Consider the following 18843-nt stretch of genomic DNA (forward strand, 5'->3'; position numbering starts at 1 on the left):
CGAAACAAGTGGTGGACGCAAGATGTCATGCACACGGCCTGCTGCGGAAGTACCTTTTGCAGCATGGGGGTTCGTTTATCGGTGGCCGAATTCCGACTATGGGTACAACTGTGCAGAATGCGGCGGGCCGGCCGGGCTGGGCACCGTGGGGGCGAGCCCTGCCCGGCCGGCCCGCGCGGGCGGACCGGCTAGACCGGTACGCCGTCCTTGGGGACGTGCGAGGGGACCGGCACGGCGGCCTGGGCGGGCTCCGTCCCTGCGGGCTCCGGCTCCCTCCCGGCCGGTTCCGCCCCGTGTCCGTCGTCGACCAGCGTGCTCTCGTCGAACGGCAACCGGCCCGCGAGTACCTCGGCGGCCCGCGCGTGGTCGAACTCCTTCGTCCACGTCCCGATGAGCACCGTCGCGACCGCGTTGCCCGCGAAGTTGGTCAGGGCCCGCGCCTCGCTCATGAACCGGTCGATGCCCACGATCAGGCCGACGCCGTCCACCAGTTCCGGCCGGTGCGACTGCAGTCCGCCCGCGAGGGTGGCCAGGCCCGCGCCGGTCACGCCGGCCGCGCCCTTCGAGGCGATGATCATGAACAGCAGCAGGGAGATCTGCTCGCCCAGGGCGAGCGGCTTGCCCATCGCCTCCGCGACGAACAGGGAGGACATCGTCAGGTAGATCGCGGTCCCGTCCAGGTTGAAGGAGTACCCGGTGGGCACCGTGATCCCGGTGACCGGCCGCGACACCCCCAGGTGCTCCATCTTCGCGATCAGCCGCGGCAGCGCCGACTCCGACGAGGAGGTCGAAAGGATCAGCAGGAACTCCCGGCCCAGATAGCGCAGCAGCGCGAAGACGCTGACCCCCGTGCACACCCGCAGCAGCGTGCCCAGGACCACGAACACGAACAGCAGACAGGTCGTGTAGAAGCCGATCATGATGACGGCGAGGGACTTCAGCGCGTCGATGCCGGTGGACCCGACCACCGCCGCGATCGCGCCGAAGGCACCCACCGGGGCCACCCACATGATCATCGCGAGGACCCGGAACACCAGCTTCTGCAGGTGCCCGATGCCCCGCAGCAGCGGCTCCCCGGCGGTGCCCATGGCCTGCAGCGCGAACCCGCAGAGCAGCGCCACCAGCAGCGTCTGGAGCACCTCGCCCCCGGTGAAGGCGGACACCAGCGTGGTCGGGATGATCCCGAGCAGGAACTCCGGCGTGCTCTCGGCCCCGCCCGCCTTGGCCTGCGCCTCGCCCGCGCTGCGCGCCGCCTCGGTCAGGTGCAGTCCGCTGCCGGGCTCCAGCAGGTTGCCGACCAGCAGGCCGATGGCCAGTGCGACCGTGGACATGATCATGAAGTAGCCGAGGGCGAGCCCGCCCACGGCGCCCACCTTGGCGGCCTTGCGGACGGATCCGATGCCCAGCACGATCGTGCAGAAGATGACGGGCGAGATCATCATCTTGATGAGGTTGACGAAGCCGGTGCCCAGTGGCTTGAGCTCCACGGCCACGCCGGGTGCGGCGAAGCCGACGGCGATGCCGAGCAGCACCGCGCCGATCACCGCGATGTAGAGATAGTGCGTTCTGTCGCGTCTGGCGGCCACGATGCCTCCTGGTGGTGAATACGTTCGGGGAGACCATCGCCCAGGGCTGTGACCCCGGTCACCCTTGCGTTCATTGAGTTCACGAGCCGGTGCACACTGAGCGGCATGTTCCGCTTCCCCCGACCGCCGCGCAGCCTCGCCGGACAGCTCTTCGCCATGCAGGTGCTGCTGGTCGCGCTGGTCGTCGCGGGCTGCGCCGTCTACGCGTACGTCACCGCCCGGGGCCAGGCCGAGGACGCCGCCCGGAGGCAGGCCGGTGCCGTGGCCCACGCGGTCGCCGACTCGCCCTCCGTACGGGAGGCCGTCCGGGGAGCGGCCCGCGGCGCCGACCCGTCCGTCGAGCTCCAGCCGTACGCGCAGAAGGTCCGCGCGGACTCCGGGGTGGACTTCGTGACGATCATGGACCTGGACGGGCGCCGCTGGACCCACCCCGACCCGCGCCGGATCGGCGAGCCCTTCATGGGCAACACCGCCCCCGCGCTGCGCGGCGAGACCTTCAGCGAGACCTACACCGGCACCCTCGGCCCCTCCATCCGCGTGGTCACCCCGCTGGAGGACGACGGCCGGATCGTCGGCCTCGTCAGCGCCGGGATCACCGTCCGCGCGATCAGCGACCGGCTCGGTGCGCAGCTCTCCGCCCTCGCCTGGGTCGCGGCCGCCGCCCTCGCCCTCGGCGGGGTCGGCACGTACGTCGTCAACGCCCGGCTGCGCCGCCACACTCATGGCATGAACGCGGCCGAGCTCAGCCGGATGTACGACTACCACCAGGCGGCCCTGCACGGGGTCCGCGAGGGGCTGCTGATGCTCGACGGGCAGCGCAGGATCACCCTGATCAACGACGCCGGACGGGAACTGCTGGGCCTGCCGGGCGGCGAGATCACCGGCACCGGCGTCGCCGACCTCGGTCTGCCGGCCCCCCTCACCGGAGCCCTCCTCGCCGACCGGCCCCGGGTGGACGAGGTGCACCTGACCGCCGACCGGGTGCTGGTCGTGAACAGTTCACCGGTCGCGGGCGGCGGCCGCCGGGGCACCGTGGTCACCTTGCGCGACCACACGGAGCTGCAGGCGCTGACCGGCGAGCTGGATCACGAGCGGGGTTTCACGCAGGCCCTGCGCTCCCAGGCCCACGAGGCGGCCAACCGGCTGCACACCGTGGTCTCGCTGATCGAACTCGGCCGTGCGGACGAGGCGGTGGACTTCGCCACCGCCGAGCTGGAACTGGCCCAGGCCCTCACCGACGAGGTGGTCACCGCGGTCGGGGAGCCGGTGCTGGTCGCGCTGCTACTGGGCAAGGCCGCCCAGGCGCACGAGCGGGGCGTGGAGCTGGTCGTCACCGCGGACAGCCGCAGCCTCGCCGACGGGGGAGGGCTGCCGCCGGCCCGTGACCTGGTCACGGTGCTGGGCAACCTCATCGACAACGCGGTCGACGCCGTGACCGCCGTACCGGGCGCCCGGATCGCGGTGACGCTGCGGCCGGAACGGGACGAACTGCTGCTGCGCGTCGCCGACAACGGACCCGGGCTGCCCGAGGGGGTGGACGTCTTCCGCAGGGGCTGGTCCGGCAAGGGGGAGGGGCGCGGCCTCGGTCTCGCCCTGGTCCGGCAGGTGGCCCAGCGCTACGGCGGCACGGTGACCGCCGCGCAGGGGCCGGGCGGCGGAGCGGAGTTCACGGTCCGCCTGCCGGTCGCGTCCCCGCAGGGCGAGGCGGCTCCTGAGCCGGCCGCCGGGGGGCTGGCGTGAGCGGGGGCGACGTACGCGTCCTGGTGGTCGAGGACGATCCGGTCGCCGCCGACGCGCACGCGCTCTACGTGGGCCGGGTGCCCGGCTTCAGCGCCGTCGGCGCCGTCCACTCCCTCGCCGAGGCCACCCGGGTCCTGGAGCGGACCCGCGTCGACCTGCTGCTCCTCGATCTCGGGCTGCCCGACGGGCACGGCCTGCGCTACGCACGCGGGCTGCGCGCCGCCGGGCATCCCGTCGACGTGATCGTGGTGACCTCGGCGCGGGACCTGGCCGTGGTGCGCGAGAGCGTCTCGCTCGGCGTGGTCCAGTACGTACTGAAGCCCTTCGCCTTCCCGACGCTGCGCGAACGGCTCCTGCGCTACGCAGAGTTCCGCGCGACCGCGGGCGAGGCGGCCGGCCAGGACGACGTGGACCGGGCGATGGCCGCCCTGCGCGCGCCCCGCCCGGCCGAGCTGCCCAAGGGGCTGAGCGCGCCGACCCTGGACCGGGTCGCCGCCCTGCTGCGGGCGGCGACCGAGGGGCTGACCGCGGCAGGGGCGGCCGAGGCGGCCGGGATCTCCCGGATCACCGCACGCCGCTACCTGGAGCACCTGGTGGACACCGGCCGCGCGGACCGCACTCCCCGGTACGGCCAGGTCGGCCGCCCCGAACTGCACTACCGCTGGCTGGCGGCGGCCGGTTCGGTGTCGAACGTGTAGAACTTCCGGTGGTCCAGCATGTCGGCCGGGGTCACGTCGTTCCACGGCCGCATCGTGTCGTTGAGGTCCACGACGTTCGCCGTGCCGGCGGCCGGCAGGTAGGCGGACTGCGGATGACGCGCCTGCCAGTCGGCCCACAGCTTGTCGATGAAGGCGTGGTGCATCCAGAACACCGGGTCGTTCGGGGAGACCCCGGTGGACATCTGCCCGCCGACCCACACGTGCACCCGGTTGTGCAGGTTGACGCCGCGCCAGCCCTCCAGGTGGTTGCGGAAGCCGTTGGAGGAGCTGTTCCAGGGTGCCATGTCGTAGACCGGCATGGCGAGCACGGAGTCCACTTCGGCCTTGGTCGGCAGCTGGGCGACGCCCGTGCCGAGTGCGCGCCGCAGGTAGGCGCGCCCGTCCACCCGTACGTCTATGTTCCACTTGCCCGTCGCGTAGGCGAAGGGACCGTCGAGGACCTGTCCGTCGCGGGCCCGTCCGGTGCCGCCGAGGAAGTCGGGGGCCCAGAGCGAGGAGCGGGTGGTGCGGTCGACGGTCCAGTCCCAGTACGGAAGCGCGACACTCGCGTCCACTTTCTGCAGCGCCGCCTCGAATTCCAGCAGGAAGCGGCGGTGCCAGGGAAGGAAGGACGGGGAGCGGTGGCCGACCCGGTCGCCCGAGTCGGTGTCGCTCATGATGAAGCCGTTGTGGGTGGTGACGAAACGGTCGTAGCTGCCGGTGCGCTTGAGCTCCAGCAGGGCCGAGGTGAAGGCGCGCTTCTCGTCGGCGGTCAGCGTGGCCTGGTTCTTGCGGACGGTCATGCCGCACCACCGAAGGGGGCGAGGGTGGCGCCCTGGAGGTCGCGCACCGCGGCGCGGGCGAGCAGCTTGGGGTCGGAGAACGTCTCGTAGTGGTTGATCACGCTGATCCAGGTTCCGTCGGCGTTGCGCATCACGTGCAGCTCGCTGCCGTCTATGCGTACGGTCGGCTGGCCGGGGGAGTGGTGGCCGCCGTGGTGGCCGCCCTCGCCCGGGGTGATCTGAATGCGGCGGCCCTTGTAGACCTCGTCGACCGTGCCCGGGGGTGTGGACGCGGTGGGGGTCGCGGCGGCGCTTGTGGCGACGCTCGCGGCGGTAGCGGTGAGGCCAAGGACGGTGAGTGCACCGGCGGTTGTACCCAAGGCCTGACGGCGGGTGATCTTGTTCATGGCCTGAGAGGTATCAGGGCCCAGGGAGCAGCAGGCTGGTATCAGGACATCAGCGGATAAGTTGCTTATAGAACAAATTGGATGATCTTCCCGTTCGGGTCGCCCTCAGAGGTTTGAACGGGAAAATCTGCGGGTGCGCGCCTACTCGACAGTAATTTCTTCGGGACCTCCAGGTCTATATGTGGAGTGTCACACCACAGAGTCGACTGAAAGCAGAGCGTCATCTGCTACTCGCGTCGCTCTGCTCTCATCCCAGATCGCTGGGATTTGTCACCTATAGTCCCGATATGGCTCTTCATGAGACGAAGGACACGCGCTCCCGTGACGCCGATACGGACGTGTTCGCGTCCGCGCTGAGCGGCGAGGTCCTCCCCAAGTACCGGATGCCCGAGGATCACTCGCCCACCGAGGTCGTCTACGAACTCCTCCGCAACGAACTCCTCCTGGACGGCAACGCCGCCCAGAACCTGGCCACCTTCTGCACCACCTGGTCGGACGAGGGCGTCCACCGGCTGATGAACGACTGCCTCGACAAGAACATGATCGACAAGGACGAGTACCCGCAGACCGCCGAGATCGAGTCCCGCTGCGTCAACATCCTGGCCGACCTGTGGAACGCCCCCGCCGGCACCACCGCGACCGGCTGCTCCACCACCGGTTCCAGCGAGGCCGCCATGCTCGGCGGCCTCGCCCTCAAATGGCGCTGGCGCGAGCGCCGCCGCGCCGCAGGCCTCCCCACGGACCGACCCAACCTGGTGTGCGGCCCCGTCCAGGTCTGCTGGGAGAAGTTCGCCCGCTACTTCGACGTCGAGCTGCGCCAGGTCCCGATGGAGCCCGACGCCAACGGCCTGCAGCCCCATCAGCTCGCCGAGTACGTCGACGAGAACACCATCGGCGTCGTCGCCATCCTCGGCGTCACCTACACCTGCGTCTACGAACCCGTCGCCGAGATCTCCGCCGAGCTCGACCGGATTCAGGCCGAGCACGGCTGGGACGTCCCCATCCACGTGGACGGCGCCAGCGGCGGCTTCGTCGCACCCTTCCTCCACCCCGACGTGGTGTGGGACTTCCGGCTGCCGCGCGTCGCCTCCGTGAACACCTCCGGCCACAAGTACGGGCTCACCCCCCTCGGAGTCGGCTGGATCGTCTGGCGCACCGCCGACCTGCTGCCCGCCGACCTCGTCTTCGACGTCGACTACCTGGGCGGCGACATGCCGACCTTCGCCCTCAACTTCTCCCGCCCGGGCGGCGAGATCATCGCCCAGTACTACCTCTTCCTGCGCCTGGGCCGGGGCGGCTACCGGCGCGTCCAGCAGGCCTGCGCCGAGACCGCCCAGTACCTGGCCCGGGAGATCGCCCGGATGGGCCCCTTCACCCTGCTCTACGACGGCGAGGGCGGCCTCCCGGCGGTCTCCTACAAGCTCGCCGACCCGGAAACCGCCGGGTTCACCCTCTACGACCTCTCCGACCGGCTGCGCATGAGGGGCTGGCAGGTGCCCTCGTACCCGCTGCCCGCCGACCGCGAGGACACGGTCATCCAGCGGGTCCTCGTCCGGCACGGCGTGACCCGCGACCAGATCGCCCTGCTCGTCTCCGACCTGCGCCGGGCCGTGGAGCACCTGAAGGCCTCACCCCCGCCCGTACCGGCGACCGCGCCCCGGTCCGGCTTCCACCACTAGCCGCCGCATGGAGGACCGCCCGTCCGACGTGTGGGCGGAGGGCGACGCCTACGAGCAGTACATGGGCCGGTGGAGCCGTCAGGTCGCCGACGTGTTCGTGGCATGGCTCGGCGGCCGGAGCGGTCTGCGGTGGCTGGACGTCGGCTGCGGCACCGGAGCGCTGACCGCCGCGGTGGCGGCCCGGTGCCGGCCGCGCGCCGTGGTGGGACTCGACCGGTCCCCCGCATATCTGCGCGCGGCCCGGGCCGCCGCGCCCGCGCCGGCCTCCTTCGCGGTGGCCGACGCCTCGGCGCTGCCGTTGCGCGACGCGGTGTTCGACGCCGTCGTCAGCGGGCTGGCCCTCAACTTCCTGGAACCGCCCGGGGCGGCGGCCGCCGAGGCCGCCCGGGTGGTCCGGCCGGGCGGGCTGGTCGCGGCGTACGTGTGGGACTACGCCGAGGGCATGGCCTTCCTGCGCCGCTTCTGGGACGCCGCGGCCTCGGTCGATCCGGCGGCCTCCACGCTGGACGAGGGCCGGCGGTTCGCGCTGTGCCGCCCCGGTCCGCTACGCGCGCTCTGGACCGGGGCGGGGCTGGTCGACGTGACGGTCGAACCGATCGAGGTGCCCACCGTCTTCAGCGGTTTCGCGGACCTGTGGGAGCCCTTCCTGTCCGGCCAGGGACCGGCTCCCGGCTACGTCGCGACCCTCGCCCCCGCCGCCCGGGACCGGCTGCGCACCCGGCTCGCCGCGACCCTCCCCACCGGCCCGGACGGTTCGGTCTCCCTCACCGCCCGCGCCTGGGCGGTCCGGGGCCGGCGGCCGTGAGGCGCGTACGCACCGGCCACCGGGGGAGTGACCCGGGTCACGCGCGGAGGTGTCACGTTCGGCGCCGGCCGCTTGTCCCCTGGACATGAACGAGAAGAAGAACGTACTGCTGGCCGGCGCCAGCGGGGTCCTGGGATGCCACGTCACCGAGGCGCTCACCCGCGCCGGCCACACCGTGATCGGCCTCGGCCGCGGCGCCGACGCCGAGGTGCGGGCCGACCTGATGGACCGCGACCGGCTGCTGCGCGCGGTCGACGGGCTGACGGTCGACACGGTGGTGCACGCGGCGACCGCCCTGCGCAAGGCACCCGCGCGGCACCGGGACATGTTCGCCACCGACGACCTCCGGGTCACCGGGACCCGGAACCTGATGGAGGCCGCCCGCGCGGTCGGCGCCCGCCGCGTCATCGCCGAATCGATGGTCTTCGGCTACGGCTACCGCGACTTCGGCGATCACGTGATCACCGAGGACACCAACGTGTTCGGCCCGGCCGGCGACCCCGCCGTGGAGCGCCACCTCGAAGGCATGCGGGTCAAGGAGGCGCTGACGCTCGGCGCCGAGGGGATCGAGGGGATCGCGCTGCGGTTCGGGCTCTTCTACGGAGCCGGGGCCACCGAGAGCCTCGTCGGGATGCTGCGGGGACGCAGGCTCCCGGCCGTCGCCGACCAGGGACGCGTCCTGCCGTGGGTCGACCTCGCGGACGCCGGGCGCGCCGTGGCGCTCGCCGTCGAGGGCGGCCGCCCGGGGCAGGCGTACAACATCGTCGACGACACCCCGACGGGCTTCGGCGCCCACGTCCGGGCGACCGCCGAGGCCTTCGGAACCCCGAAGCCGATGAGCGTCCCCGCCTGGCTGATGCGGCCCGCCTCGTACGCGTACCGGATGGTCAGGACGAACATGCGGGTGTCCAACGCCAAGGCGAAGGCCGAGCTCGGGTGGACCCCGAGCCGCCCGGGCTGCGCCGAAGCACTGCGCGTGCTCGCCGCGCGCTGACCGGTCTTGATCGACCGGCACGCCGATGCCACGGTGTCGACCATGACCGATCAATTCGAGGAGCACCGGCGCGTGCTGTTCGCCGCCGCGTACCGCATGCTCGGCAGCGTCGCCGACGCCGAGGACATCGTGCAGGACGCCTGGCTCGCCTGGAACCGAACCGACCGGACGGCCGTCGAGCACCCCAGGGCCTACCTGGTGCGCACCGTCACCAACCTGAGCCTGAACCGGCTGAGGTCGGCCCAGGCCGTCCGGGAGGCCTACGTCGGGCCCTGGCTCCCCGAACCCCTCCTCACCTCTCCCGACATCGCCGAGGAGGCCGAACTGACCGACACCGTCTCCATGGCGGTCCTGGTCGTCCTGGAGACCCTGACCCCGACCGAGCGCGCGGTGTTCATGCTGCGCGAGGTGTTCGGGTACCCCTACGCGGAGATCGCCGAGGTCGTCGGGAAGTCCGAGGCGAACGTCCGCCAGTGCGCGCACCGGGCCCGTGAGCACGTGCAGGCCCGGCGCCCCCGCTTCACCGCCGGCGCGGCCGAACAGCGGGAGATCGCCGAGAAGTTCCGCGCGGCGTGCTCGGGCGGAAACCTGGGCGAGGTGCTCGAACTCCTCGCCCCTGACGTCATCACGTGGTCGGACGGAGGCGGTGTCGTCACCGCCGCCCGCCGCCCCCTGCACGGCGCCGACCACGTCGCCCGCTGGTGGCTCGGCGTCCTGGCCAAACCACAGGCCGGCGAGGGGGAGATGCGCGTCGCCGAGATCAACGGCGAGCCCGGCCTGCTGCTCGTGCTCGACGGCGTGAACGTCGGCGCGATGACCTTCGAGGCCGTCGACGGCCGGATCACCAAGCTGCGCATCACCGTCAACCCGGAGAAGCTGCGAGGCATCCGGGCCCGCCCCTGAACGGAGGCGGCGCCCCGCAGGGGGCGCCGCGCCCGGTTGCCGCCGCGTCCGGTTGGGCTGCTCCCGGTTGCCGCCGCGCCCGGCGGCCCCGGGGTTACCGGGGTTACCGGGCGCCGAAGTTCTGCGTCCACCAAGGGCCGCCGGCGCCCTGGTGGATGCCCACGCCGAGGTCCTTGAAGGAACAGTTGAGGATGTTCGCGCGGTGGCCCGGGCTCTTCATCCAGGAGTCCATGACCGATTGCGCGGTCTGCTGGCCCTTCGCGATGTTCTCGCCGTAGGTCGACCAGCGGTATCCGGCCCCGGTGGTCCGCTTCCCCGGGTCCTCGCCGTCGGGGTTGGTGTGCGAGAAGAAGTCCCGCGCCGCCATGTCGTCGGAGTGCCCCTGAGCCGCCGCACGCAGCTGCGGGTCCTCCTTGAGGGGGCCGCAGCCTGCGGCCGCACGCTCGGTGTTGACCAGGGCCAGGACCTGGCCGGCCATCCCCGGCGGGGCCGGCGCCGGCTTGGGCGCCGAGGGCCGCGGGCTGGGCGAGGTGCTGCGGCTCTGCGTCGGACTCGGGCTCGCGGACGGGCTCGGCGAGGCGGAGGCCGACGCAGAGGGCGAGGGGGACGCCGAGGGCGACGGGGAGGCCGACTCCGAGGGGAGCGCGGACTCGGTGGCCGACAGCGCGGCCAGCGGGGCGGCGGGCGTGGCGCCGCCGTCCGTCGGCTCACCGGAACCGGGGAGTCCGCCGAGGTAGACCAGGCCGCCGCCCGCGACACAGGCGGCCAGCACCGCGCCGCCGACCACCCGACGGCGGCCGCTGCGCCGCCGCTTGCGCAGCTCGCCCCGGCCACCGCCCGCACTGTCGACCGGAGTGAGCTGGGTCGCCGTGTCGGCGAAGCCCCCCTCACCGCCTTCGGCGAAGGCAGCGGCCGCGGGGGCGAAGCCTGCCGCCCCGGCCGTCCGTACCCCTGCCAGCAGGGCCGCCGAGACCGGAACGAGGGCCAGGCCGGCCAGCAGCCCCTCCGCCGGAACCAGTCCGCTCCACAGGCCGGAGCACCGTACGCATTCACGCGCGTGCCGGGCTATTCGCTTGCGCCACAGCGCCGAGGGCCGGCCGTCCCAGCCCGCCATCACGCCCCGCAGTTCCTCGCACGGCGGATTGGCCTCCAGCGCACGCTCCACCACCCGGGCCGACTCCAACTGCGCCTTCATCCGCTGGACCCGGACCGCCGTGTGCTGCGGGGACAGCTCCAGCGCGGAAGCCACCTCCGCACGCGTCAGCTCCCCGGCGCACTCCAGCCACCACAGCGACAGCAGCGCCCGGTCCTCGGGCTCCAGCCAGCGCGTGGCCCGGGCCGTCTCGCGCCGCTGGCCCGCCAGGTTGAGGCGTACGACGGTCAGGTCGACGAAGTCGGCGCCCGGGTCGGCGACGTCGTAGGCGGCCTCCAGCGTGCTCTCGCCGAAGCCGTTCTGCCGCGCCTGCCAGTGCGCCCGCACGCGGTTCATCGCGATCGCCACCAGCCAGGACCGGAAGCTCTCGTCCGCGCGTAGCCCGCCCAGCCCGTCGAGCGCCCGCAGCATCGTGTCCTGCACCACGTCGTCCACGTCGCAGGAGCCGTTCAGGGCCCGACCGACGATGTTGTAGACGAGCGGGAGATGGGTGCTGACGAGCTCGTCCTGTGCGCGGGGGTCGCCCGCGCGAGCCGCTGCCACCAGCGCTGCCGTGTGCTGAGTACTCATGTGATGTTCCCTGTCCGTACCGGCGGTCGATGATGCCCGATACATGGGAGACCGTCGACGGGGGCCCCGATAACACTTCTTCCGAAAGTTTTTCCTGAAGTCGTCTCCCGGGCCTCCGGAGCGGGCCGTGCGGGCGAAGGGACGCGGAACCACATGGAAGCACGGCCGGGGGCGGAAGCCGGAGCCGGGGTCCTGGGTCGGGCGCGACTGAGCGCCGCCCTCGGCCCGTTCGGGCAAGGGCAGCGCTCGGTTCGCGCTCGGTTCGCGCTCGGTTCGCGTGTGGAGCGCGTACGGAGCCGCTAGTTGGGAGCCACCTTGCAGGCGCTCACCGCGGTCCCGTTGGACACACTGCTCTTGGTCAGGCCGGTCACGCACTTCTCGTGGTCGCCGGTCTGGGCGTCGTAGCACGCCGTCCGGATGGCGGCCGAGGCTTCACCGCCCTGCAACTCGCGTTCGACCTGGTTGATGCAGGCCGTGACGTCCGCGTGCGCGGTGGGGGCCACGAGGGCCGCGCCACCGAGGGCGAGGGTCAGGCCGGTGAGGACACCTGCGATACGGGTCGACGTGCGCATAGGGAATGCACCTGCTCTCCGGGATCGTCGCGCGGCCCGGGACCTGGTGTGTCGGATCCGCGCGCAAACGGCGCCGAGCGCATGCGGCCGGTGTACGGCGCTGTGCCCGGGCCCCCGCACCGGACCGGCTCGGCAATGCCTCCCCTTCCACCTTCGACGCTAGAGCAGCCCCCCGCCGCACGCACCCGCTGGAGTCGCCTTGCGGTCCGGCCGCAGCGGAGGTTCCGCGCACGACCGCCCTGGGCGTCACAGCAGCGGAGCCAGTGCCTCCGTGGCCGCGCGCAGGGCCGGTGCGTACGCCTCGAGCTCCTCGTGGGAGACCAGGAACGTGACGGTGGTGATGCTGACCCCGCCGACCGGCCGGCCCGACGGGCCCACGATCGCGGCGCCGATGCAGCGGATGGTGGGCTCGTTCTCCTCGTCGTCCAGCGCGTAGCCCCGCGCGCGGACCTCCGCCAACTGCGCGTGCAGGGCCCGCGCGGTGGTGAGCGTCCGCGGTGTCCGGCGCGGCAGACCGGTGGCGGCGATCAGGTCCCGCACCTCATCGGCGGGCAGGTGGGCCAGGATGCTCTTGCCGATCGCCGTCGTGTGCAGCGGCATGCGCATGCCGACGCGCGAGGCCGTCCGGAAGGGCTGGCCGCCCTCCAGCTTGCGGATGTAGGTGATCGTCTCGCCGCTGTGCAGGGCGAGATGGACCGTCTGGCCGGTGTTCTCCTGGAGTTCGCCCAGGATGCGCCCGATGCTCGGCGGCTCCCCGCCGCCGACGAGGGCGGACAGTCCGCGCAGCCGCGGCCCCACCCCGTACCGGCTCTCGGCCTCCTGGCGTACGAACCCCTGCTCGACCAGCGAGGCCAGGATGCGGAACGTGCTCGACTTGGGCACCGCGGCGGCCGTCGCCAGATCGGTCAGCCGGTGCGGGCCGCCGGGCACCGCGACCGCCTCCAGGATGCGCAGGGACTTTTCCAGCGCGGTACCGGCCGCGGAGGTCCGCCCGGCGCGCGCACCCTCGGGGACTTCGTCCACATCCGTTGACACGGGAACTCCCGACGTGGGTAGGGTCTAGACCAAACGGTTCCATTACACGGTACGTCGTTCCACTACATGGAACAAACGGGAGGTCTTCCTTGTCCAGCCACCCGTACGAGGTGCTGGCGACCCAGCGGCTGCTGCCGGTGCTGCGCGACGCCGACGCCGACGAGGCCGTCCGCCGCACCACCGCCCTGCTCGCCGCCGGCTGCCGCGCCGTCGAACTCACCACCTCCACCCCCGGCTGGGCCGAGGCCCTCACCCGTACCGCCCCCCTCGACGACGCGCACGGTCGCCCCGCCCTCATCGGCGTCGGCACCGTCACCACCGCCGCGCAGGCCGGGACCGCACTGGACGCGGGCGCCGCCTTCCTGATCTCCCCCTACCCGGCCCCCGAGGTCCGGGAGGTCGCCCGGCGCCGCCGAGCCGTCTTCATCGAGGGCGGGTTCACCCCGGGCGAGATCGCCGCCGCCGTCCGCGCCGCGGGCGCGGCCAAGGTGTTCCCGGCCCACGTGGGCGGCCCCGGGTTCGTCCGCTCCCTCCGGGCCGTCCTGCCCGGGGCGGTGATCATCCCGACCGGCGGCATCCGGCCCGCCGAGGTCCCCGACTGGCTGGCCGCCGGCGCGACGGCCGTCGGCATCGGCAGCGGCCTGCCGGCCGACCCGGTCGAACTGGCCGCCGTATTCGCCGGTCTGGCCCGTCCGCGCCGGGCACACGGCGACACGGATGCGGTCGGGGGGAGCTGACCGTGCCCCGGCGATCCACCCCGGCCTACGACGTCCTCGTACTCGGAGAGGTCCTCGTCGAGATCCACGCCGGCACCGCCCTGCGCGAGGCCGCCGACGGCACCCCGGCCCGCATCTCCTACTCCGGCGACGCACTCAACGCGGCGGCCGCCGCGGCCGCGGCAGGAGCCCGGACCGCCCTGCTCGCCGTGGTCGGCGACGACGAGCTCAGCACCCCGCTGCTGCGCCGGGCCGCCGAGCTCGGCGTGGACGTCTCCCACGTGCGCCGCGCCCCGCACCCCAACGGCGCCTACCTGCTCTCCGCCGACACCGACGGCGACCGCGCGTTCGTCTACTGGCGCACCCGCAGCGCCGGTTCCACCCTCGGGCCCGCGCACGTCGACTCCTGGCACGAACTGCTGACCCGCTGCGGAGCGCTCGTCACCAGCGGCATCACCGGCGCCCTGTCGCCGAGCAGCCGGAGCGCCGTACTGGCCGCCGCGCACCTCGTGCACGGGGCGGGCGGGCACCTCTCGTACGACCCCAACTTCCGCTCCCGGCTGACCGGCCGGACCGAGGCCCGGGAGCTGCTCGCCCGGATCGCCCCGCTGACCGGACTGCTCAAGACCTCCTGCCCGGCGGACGCTCGGGCCCTCGTCGGCACCACCGATCCGCGCACCGCCGCCGCCCGCCTCCGCGCGCTCGGCGCCCGTACGGTCGCGGTCACCGCCGGCCCGGACCGGCTGCTGCTGGACGACGGCACGCGGGCGGCCTACCACCCCGTGCCCGTGAACCCCGCGCCGGTGGACGCGACCGGTGCGGGCGACTGCTTCACCGGCACCACCACGGCCCGGCTCGCCCTCGGCGACACCCTCGCGGACGCCGTGGCGTACGGCACGGCCGCGGCCTCCCTCTCGGTCTCCGGCCGCGGCGGCACAGGGCACGTCCCCTCCTTCGAGGAAACGGCAGCCCTGGCCGCCGCCCACCGGGCCGGGACCCGGTAGCGCTTGGTCAGGTGGTGTCGCAGGGACGGGGCATGAGCCCCTCTGCGGCACGGATACGCGAACAGGATCGCTGGACCTTCGGCGGCGGGATCCTCGTGACGGTGGCGCTGATGCCGGTCGTCCCCTTGCCCTTCGTGCTGGCGGGGGGAATCGGTTGCCGCTCAAGGAGTGCCACTCGGATGGGAGCTGCCTTCGGTGAACTCGCGGGACTCTGCGGGATAAGGAACCAACCACCATTTGGCAGCCGGGGGTAGGAACGAACTTGATTCGCAGACGCCCTGGCGCCGAGTTTCCGACATGGGAGGGACACGAGGGCGAGGTCGCGATTCCAGTGCCGCCGTACCGCGCCTAACCGTTCAGCATCATGTGGCGCTCGCCCTTAGGGGTCCTAACAGAAGCTATTGATCATGTGACTTTCGGTTCGGATGGTCGTTGATCTGGTCGTGGGGAAACGTCAGTCGCGGCCGTGGATCGTGTCGGATGAACTGTGGTCGCTCGTCGAGCCGTTGTTGCCTGAGCCGGCGGCGAAGCAGGCGGAGGGTCGTCCTCGGGTGCCGGACCGGCAGGCACTGTGCGGGATCCTGTTCGTGCTGCATACCGGGATCCAGTGGGAGTACCTGCCGCAGGAGCTGGGCTTTGGTTCCGGCATGACCTGCTGGCGGCGTCTGGCCGCGTGGAACGAGGCCGGTGTGTGGGACCAGCTGCACTTGGTGCTGCTGAAGAAGCTGCGGGTCGCGAAGCAGCTGGACTGGTCGCGGGCGGTGATCGACTCCTCCCACGTCCGGGCTGCTCGGCGGGGCCCAAAAGCGGGCCCAGCCCGGTCGACCGCGCACGTCCGGGCAGCAAGCACCACCTCATCGTCGACGGCCAGGGCATCCCGCTCGCCGTATCGCTGACCGGCGGCAACCGCAACGACGTCACCCAGCTGATACCCCTGTTGAAGAAGATCCCGTCGGTCGCTGGCCTGGTGGGACGGCCTCGTAAGCGGCCCGACATCCTGCTCGGCGACCGTGGCTACGACCACGACAAGTACCGCCGTCTGGTCTGGTCGATGGGCGTCAAACCGCTGATCGCCCGCCGCGGAGTCCCGCACGGATCCGGACTCGGAGTCCATCGGTGGGTTGTCGAGCGGACCATCGCCTGGCTCCACGGCTTCCGCCGACTCCGCATCCGATGGGAACGACGCGACGACATCCACGAAGCCTTCCTCGGCCTCGCTACCTGCATCATCACGCACCGCCACGTCCAACGCCTTTGTTAGGACCTCTTAGTGCAGAGAAGATCGAGTGCGTACGCGCCGTTGAGGCCGTGGTCGGCGAGGCGGAAGAAGTTGCCCTTGCCGGTCGTGGTCGCGAGCCGTTCCAGTATCGGCAGGTTCGGATATTCGATCGTGCGGAATAGGCGGCGGGGCAACCGGCTCAGCCCGACCGGACCGCAGGCGCAAAGTGGCCCAGCACATCGAGTCGCCGCGATGCTCAGCGAGCAGACGCGCGCCTGCCAGGCAGCACGCGACGCCATCGCCGCCGGTGGCCGGGTGGTGGACTGGGACAACGAGGTGCCCTGTTGGATGGTCGCCGGCATCGCTGCGACGAGGCTGAGGCAGTCGTTGAAGATCGGCCTGACGGCCCTCGGCCTCGACGAGACCGTTGAGATCCTGGCCCAGCACCGCGACAAGCAGTTGGGCACCGGCATCATCGACGCAGCAGACCGGTCGTGGAACTTCACTCTGTACTTCGACGCCACCGGGACCGAGCTCCTGGCGTGCAGCGGCGTCAAACGCGAGCCGCCCTCGAAGGTGAGCCCTCAGAAGCTCCAGCTGTAGAGGCCGCCACCTGTGTTCACCGCAGACGCCGCAAGCCGGGCAACTCCCTGAAGGACGGCCAGTAGATCATCGTCGGTCATCTCGTCCCCGTCCTCGGACCAGAGCCGCGTGGTCCATCGGCTCGCGAGCTCTTCGAGTTCGGCGGAGCTGGCGTTGGCCAGCGCTCGGGTCAGCCGCTTCGGCAGAGCGAACAACTCAACGCCGTCGTTCAAGGGGGCGGTGACCCACTCTGGCCACGCCCACCCAAGGAGCTGCTCAAGCGGCGGGGCCTCGCCCGAAGGCTCCTCGAAGAACATGTCCCACTCGGCGATGGCGCTGTCCGGCTCAATAAAACGGCAGGTCACAGACTCAAAGGCCGTACCAGGTCCCCGCAGGCGCGTGGCAGCGGCGGCCTCGTCGTCCGGGGCATGGAAGAACACTGTGTCGTGGGCCATCCGAGCATGATGGCAGCCCGCCGAGCAGACCTCGGTGACCGAGCCGTTCGCGGCCGGGCTCGTCCGTCACACCTCGCGGTAGCCTCTCGCCATGAATCACGGGGATGGCGGGGACGCGTTGGTTCTGGATGCGCGGGAGAGTCCTGACGGCCCCGGCAGCCCAGCGCTCGGCAGCTGCGTGACTGATGCCGAGCAGACACTGAAGGACGGCTGACGGCATCTGTGAGCAGAGATCAAGCTGGGCCGCGCATCGTCCGGCTTCGGTAGGGAGTCCGATCTTGCGGAGGCGCCGGCTCAGTTGATTGCTGCCCGGTGGCTTGCCGGGCCTCTGAGTCGGAAAGAGCCAGGGTGCATTGAGGTCGTTCGACATCACGGTGTGCTGGTGATCGTTGGCGATATCGACGAACTGGAGGACCAGGCCGTCGAGGGGTGGCAGCCTCAGCGGGGTCCTGTTGAGGCGGAGGGTGACGCCGTTCTCGTCGTGGGTGACGTGTGCCGTGGTCAGCCGACAGGCCCTCGCGGGGTACTGGCCCTGGAGCAGGACGGCCAGACCGGCAACGCGGTCCCTGGTCTCGATGGAGTCGTCGTTCAAGAGCCGCCGGGCGGTCGCCCAGCGTTCGTAGGCGTCGAGCGGGCGGTGGAAGATCTGCCGCGGCCGGGCTGGGATACTGATCTCGGAGGCGAACTTGCCGCGGACCGCCCATCGGACAAACGGCCTGGCGTCGTAGGGGTTTTGGTGGTTCTCCGATGTGAGACAGAGGTCGACGGGGGCGGCGACAGCCTTGGCGATCTGGGCCTGGGCGATGTCACTGGTTAGGCGGAGATCGGATTGCCGCGGGCTCGCCTCCGGATGCGTACGATCGGGTCCCAGCGGGCGTAGGCGGTGACCCGGCGGCGGTCTTCGAGATCTTCGATGGCCGCGGTCGTGTACTCGATCATCGTCCAACCGGACCATGTACTCATCGCGGACCGGCAACACCCCGGCGGAGTCCCGGACAGTCCGGAAGTAGTCGACGGCCATGTCCTTCTGGCTGGTCATGCGGGCGTCGAGCGCCTCGTCGGTGAGCTCGCAGGTCCCGGCGGCGAGGTCGGTGACCAGGCGGTGGGCCGTGGGCGATTCCCGCAGGTAGAGCAAAGTCCTGCAGGGGTTGAGGTTCAGCAGGACGTCGGCGACCTTGTCGAGCTTGGGACTGTTCAATGTCGGGCGGCGTCAGCAACCTCCGCAGTTGGCGGTCGCAGGCGCATCGTCGGCAGAGACCGAAGTGGAACAGGCGCTCGACGGTGCCGCACTGCTTGCAGGGCCTGTGTTTTTCCGGGGCCTTTTTCCAGCGGTTCTCGCAGATGGGACCGCGTGCTGTCCGGTCGTCACTTCAGATGACCCGCGCCGCGTGTCGGAATTATGCTCGCTGCCATTGTCAGCACCCGCTTACACCGCCAGAGCGTCCTCCGACACGGCCGTTGAGCCCGGCGTTGCGTCGTGGGGATGACTGCATTCCGGTGAACTCTTCTCCCGATCGGGAAAGAAGCGTCGTATGCGCCAAGATTTCGCATGTGAGCCATGCAAGCTTGGGTCGACCTGTTCAAGGCAACCGCCGCCGCAGCTTGCTTCCGGAGCTGAGGCGTGTAGTGCTCGATCTGTTGTCGACAGCCGAGGAGGCCAGCATGGGAGTCCGGGACACCCGAAACGCGCTCGACGAGAACGACCCTTCCTTCCGCGACACGCGAGGGGTCGAGATCACCGTCACCGCCGGCCGTGCGAAGGTGCACATCGCGGCGCGCGACGGTCAGCTGTACGTGAAGGCGGACCGCATCGAGGATGCTGACGCCGGGACGACGTCGTTTGCCGTCGACGAGGGCGACGGCGAGGCCGGTCTGTCCGAGGTCGCGGTCATTAGCCAGATCAATGAGGCCTGAGGTCCTGAGCCACGTCGACCTGGACTGCA

The 18843-nt window shown here is 71.5% G+C and carries 20 protein-coding genes; 11 read left to right on the forward strand and 9 right to left on the reverse strand.

Translation table 11 applies throughout. The features are described 5' to 3' along the window. Nucleotides 1-188: 188 nt before the first annotated feature. Nucleotides 189-1586, reverse strand: coding sequence for a cation:dicarboxylate symporter family transporter (locus tag ACIPYQ_RS11420; RefSeq protein ID WP_401248905.1), 1398 nt, complete (start codon nucleotides 1584-1586; stop codon nucleotides 189-191). Nucleotides 1587-1691: 105 nt separating this feature from the next. Here ACIPYQ_RS11420 and ACIPYQ_RS11425 point away from each other — a divergent pair, with 105 nt between their 5' ends. Then, complete coding sequence (locus ACIPYQ_RS11425; protein ID WP_401248908.1) at nucleotides 1692-3326, forward strand: ATP-binding protein; 1635 nt, start codon at nucleotides 1692-1694, stop codon at nucleotides 3324-3326. Continuing rightward, a complete protein-coding gene (locus ACIPYQ_RS11430; protein ID WP_401248911.1) occupies nucleotides 3323-4024 on the forward strand; it encodes a response regulator in 702 nt (233 codons plus the stop codon). Before ACIPYQ_RS11425 ends, ACIPYQ_RS11430 begins: the two co-directional genes overlap by 4 nt. On the opposite strand, the gene ACIPYQ_RS11435 is transcribed toward ACIPYQ_RS11430, so the two are convergent. Continuing rightward, nucleotides 3982-4827: a tyrosinase family protein gene (locus tag ACIPYQ_RS11435; protein ID WP_361766098.1), complete on the reverse strand. Its 846-nt coding sequence runs from the start codon at nucleotides 4825-4827 to the stop codon at nucleotides 3982-3984. The two genes, ACIPYQ_RS11430 and ACIPYQ_RS11435, sit on opposite strands and share 43 nt — an antisense overlap. After that, entirely contained in the window at nucleotides 4824-5213 is a 390-nt protein-coding gene (locus tag ACIPYQ_RS11440) for a tyrosinase family oxidase copper chaperone (protein ID WP_361766095.1), read from the reverse strand. Before ACIPYQ_RS11440 ends, ACIPYQ_RS11435 begins: the two co-directional genes overlap by 4 nt. A 287-nt stretch (nucleotides 5214-5500) precedes the next feature. On the opposite strand from ACIPYQ_RS11440, the gene ACIPYQ_RS11445 reads away from it, so the two are divergent. The 4 genes from ACIPYQ_RS11445 (at nucleotide 5501) to ACIPYQ_RS11460 (ending at nucleotide 9594) form a co-directional block, all read left to right on the forward strand. After that, nucleotides 5501-6892: a glutamate decarboxylase gene (locus tag ACIPYQ_RS11445; protein WP_401248915.1), complete on the forward strand. Its 1392-nt coding sequence runs from the start codon at nucleotides 5501-5503 to the stop codon at nucleotides 6890-6892. A gap of 7 nt (nucleotides 6893-6899) precedes the next feature. Continuing rightward, nucleotides 6900-7697, forward strand: a complete 798-nt coding sequence (locus ACIPYQ_RS11450; protein WP_401248918.1) for a class I SAM-dependent methyltransferase — start codon at nucleotides 6900-6902, stop codon at nucleotides 7695-7697. Nucleotides 7698-7782: 85 nt separating this feature from the next. Continuing rightward, a complete protein-coding gene (locus ACIPYQ_RS11455) occupies nucleotides 7783-8691 on the forward strand; it encodes an NAD-dependent epimerase/dehydratase family protein (RefSeq protein ID WP_401248920.1) in 909 nt (302 codons plus the stop codon). 42 nt (nucleotides 8692-8733) lie between these two features. Beyond that, nucleotides 8734-9594 (forward strand): RNA polymerase sigma-70 factor, encoded by an 861-nt coding sequence (locus ACIPYQ_RS11460; protein ID WP_401248923.1) that lies wholly within the window; start codon nucleotides 8734-8736, stop codon nucleotides 9592-9594. Nucleotides 9595-9697: 103 nt separating this feature from the next. On the opposite strand, the gene ACIPYQ_RS11465 is transcribed toward ACIPYQ_RS11460, so the two are convergent. From ACIPYQ_RS11465 to ACIPYQ_RS11475, 3 genes are all read right to left on the reverse strand, one after another. After that, nucleotides 9698-11317 (reverse strand): sigma-70 family RNA polymerase sigma factor, encoded by a 1620-nt coding sequence (locus ACIPYQ_RS11465; RefSeq protein WP_401248926.1) that lies wholly within the window; start codon nucleotides 11315-11317, stop codon nucleotides 9698-9700. 299 nt (nucleotides 11318-11616) lie between these two features. Continuing rightward, complete coding sequence (locus tag ACIPYQ_RS11470) at nucleotides 11617-11889, reverse strand: hypothetical protein (RefSeq protein WP_401248929.1); 273 nt, start codon at nucleotides 11887-11889, stop codon at nucleotides 11617-11619. A gap of 246 nt (nucleotides 11890-12135) precedes the next feature. Next, nucleotides 12136-12924: an IclR family transcriptional regulator gene (locus ACIPYQ_RS11475; protein ID WP_401248931.1), complete on the reverse strand. Its 789-nt coding sequence runs from the start codon at nucleotides 12922-12924 to the stop codon at nucleotides 12136-12138. Nucleotides 12925-13013: 89 nt separating this feature from the next. On the opposite strand from ACIPYQ_RS11475, the gene ACIPYQ_RS11480 reads away from it, so the two are divergent. The 3 genes from ACIPYQ_RS11480 to ACIPYQ_RS11490 all read left to right on the forward strand — a co-directional run bounded on the left by ACIPYQ_RS11480 (nucleotide 13014) and on the right by ACIPYQ_RS11490 (nucleotide 15905). Continuing rightward, nucleotides 13014-13661: a bifunctional 4-hydroxy-2-oxoglutarate aldolase/2-dehydro-3-deoxy-phosphogluconate aldolase gene (locus ACIPYQ_RS11480; protein WP_401248934.1), complete on the forward strand. Its 648-nt coding sequence runs from the start codon at nucleotides 13014-13016 to the stop codon at nucleotides 13659-13661. A gap of 2 nt (nucleotides 13662-13663) precedes the next feature. Continuing rightward, nucleotides 13664-14644, forward strand: coding sequence for a carbohydrate kinase family protein (locus ACIPYQ_RS11485; protein ID WP_401248937.1), 981 nt, complete (start codon nucleotides 13664-13666; stop codon nucleotides 14642-14644). 425 nt (nucleotides 14645-15069) lie between these two features. Further along, nucleotides 15070-15905, forward strand: a protein-coding gene (locus ACIPYQ_RS11490) for an IS5 family transposase (protein ID WP_401248940.1) whose coding sequence is annotated in 2 segments (ribosomal slippage) — nucleotides 15070-15439 and nucleotides 15439-15905 — 837 coding nt in all. Because the reading frame shifts where the segments join, the coding sequence is not laid out codon by codon here. Here the strand turns inward: ACIPYQ_RS11490 and ACIPYQ_RS11495 are convergent. Next, nucleotides 15902-16057: a hypothetical protein gene (locus ACIPYQ_RS11495; RefSeq protein WP_401248942.1), complete on the reverse strand. Its 156-nt coding sequence runs from the start codon at nucleotides 16055-16057 to the stop codon at nucleotides 15902-15904. The genes ACIPYQ_RS11490 and ACIPYQ_RS11495 overlap by 4 nt on opposite strands. A 58-nt stretch (nucleotides 16058-16115) precedes the next feature. Between ACIPYQ_RS11495 and ACIPYQ_RS11500 the strand changes: the two genes are divergently transcribed. Then, nucleotides 16116-16466, forward strand: a complete 351-nt coding sequence (locus tag ACIPYQ_RS11500) for a hypothetical protein (protein ID WP_401248944.1) — start codon at nucleotides 16116-16118, stop codon at nucleotides 16464-16466. Here the strand turns inward: ACIPYQ_RS11500 and ACIPYQ_RS11505 are convergent. Together ACIPYQ_RS11505 and ACIPYQ_RS11510 are read right to left on the reverse strand one after the other, a co-directional pair. Beyond that, nucleotides 16448-16900, reverse strand: a complete 453-nt coding sequence (locus tag ACIPYQ_RS11505) for a hypothetical protein (RefSeq protein WP_401248946.1) — start codon at nucleotides 16898-16900, stop codon at nucleotides 16448-16450. The two genes, ACIPYQ_RS11500 and ACIPYQ_RS11505, sit on opposite strands and share 19 nt — an antisense overlap. Then, the gene (locus ACIPYQ_RS11510) at nucleotides 16815-18098 is read right to left on the reverse strand and encodes a hypothetical protein (protein ID WP_401248949.1); all 1284 of its coding nucleotides are present in this window, start codon (nucleotides 18096-18098) and stop codon (nucleotides 16815-16817) included. The genes ACIPYQ_RS11505 and ACIPYQ_RS11510 overlap by 86 nt, the downstream gene beginning before the upstream one ends. A gap of 428 nt (nucleotides 18099-18526) precedes the next feature. On the opposite strand from ACIPYQ_RS11510, the gene ACIPYQ_RS11515 reads away from it, so the two are divergent. Further along, on the forward strand, nucleotides 18527-18814 hold the full coding sequence (locus ACIPYQ_RS11515; protein WP_401248952.1) for a hypothetical protein: 288 nt from the start codon (nucleotides 18527-18529) through the stop codon (nucleotides 18812-18814). Nucleotides 18815-18843: the final 29 nt, after the last annotated feature.

This window comes from Streptomyces sp. NPDC090045 (assembly GCF_044747975.1).
Classification (GTDB): Bacteria; Actinomycetota; Actinomycetes; order Streptomycetales; family Streptomycetaceae; genus Streptomyces.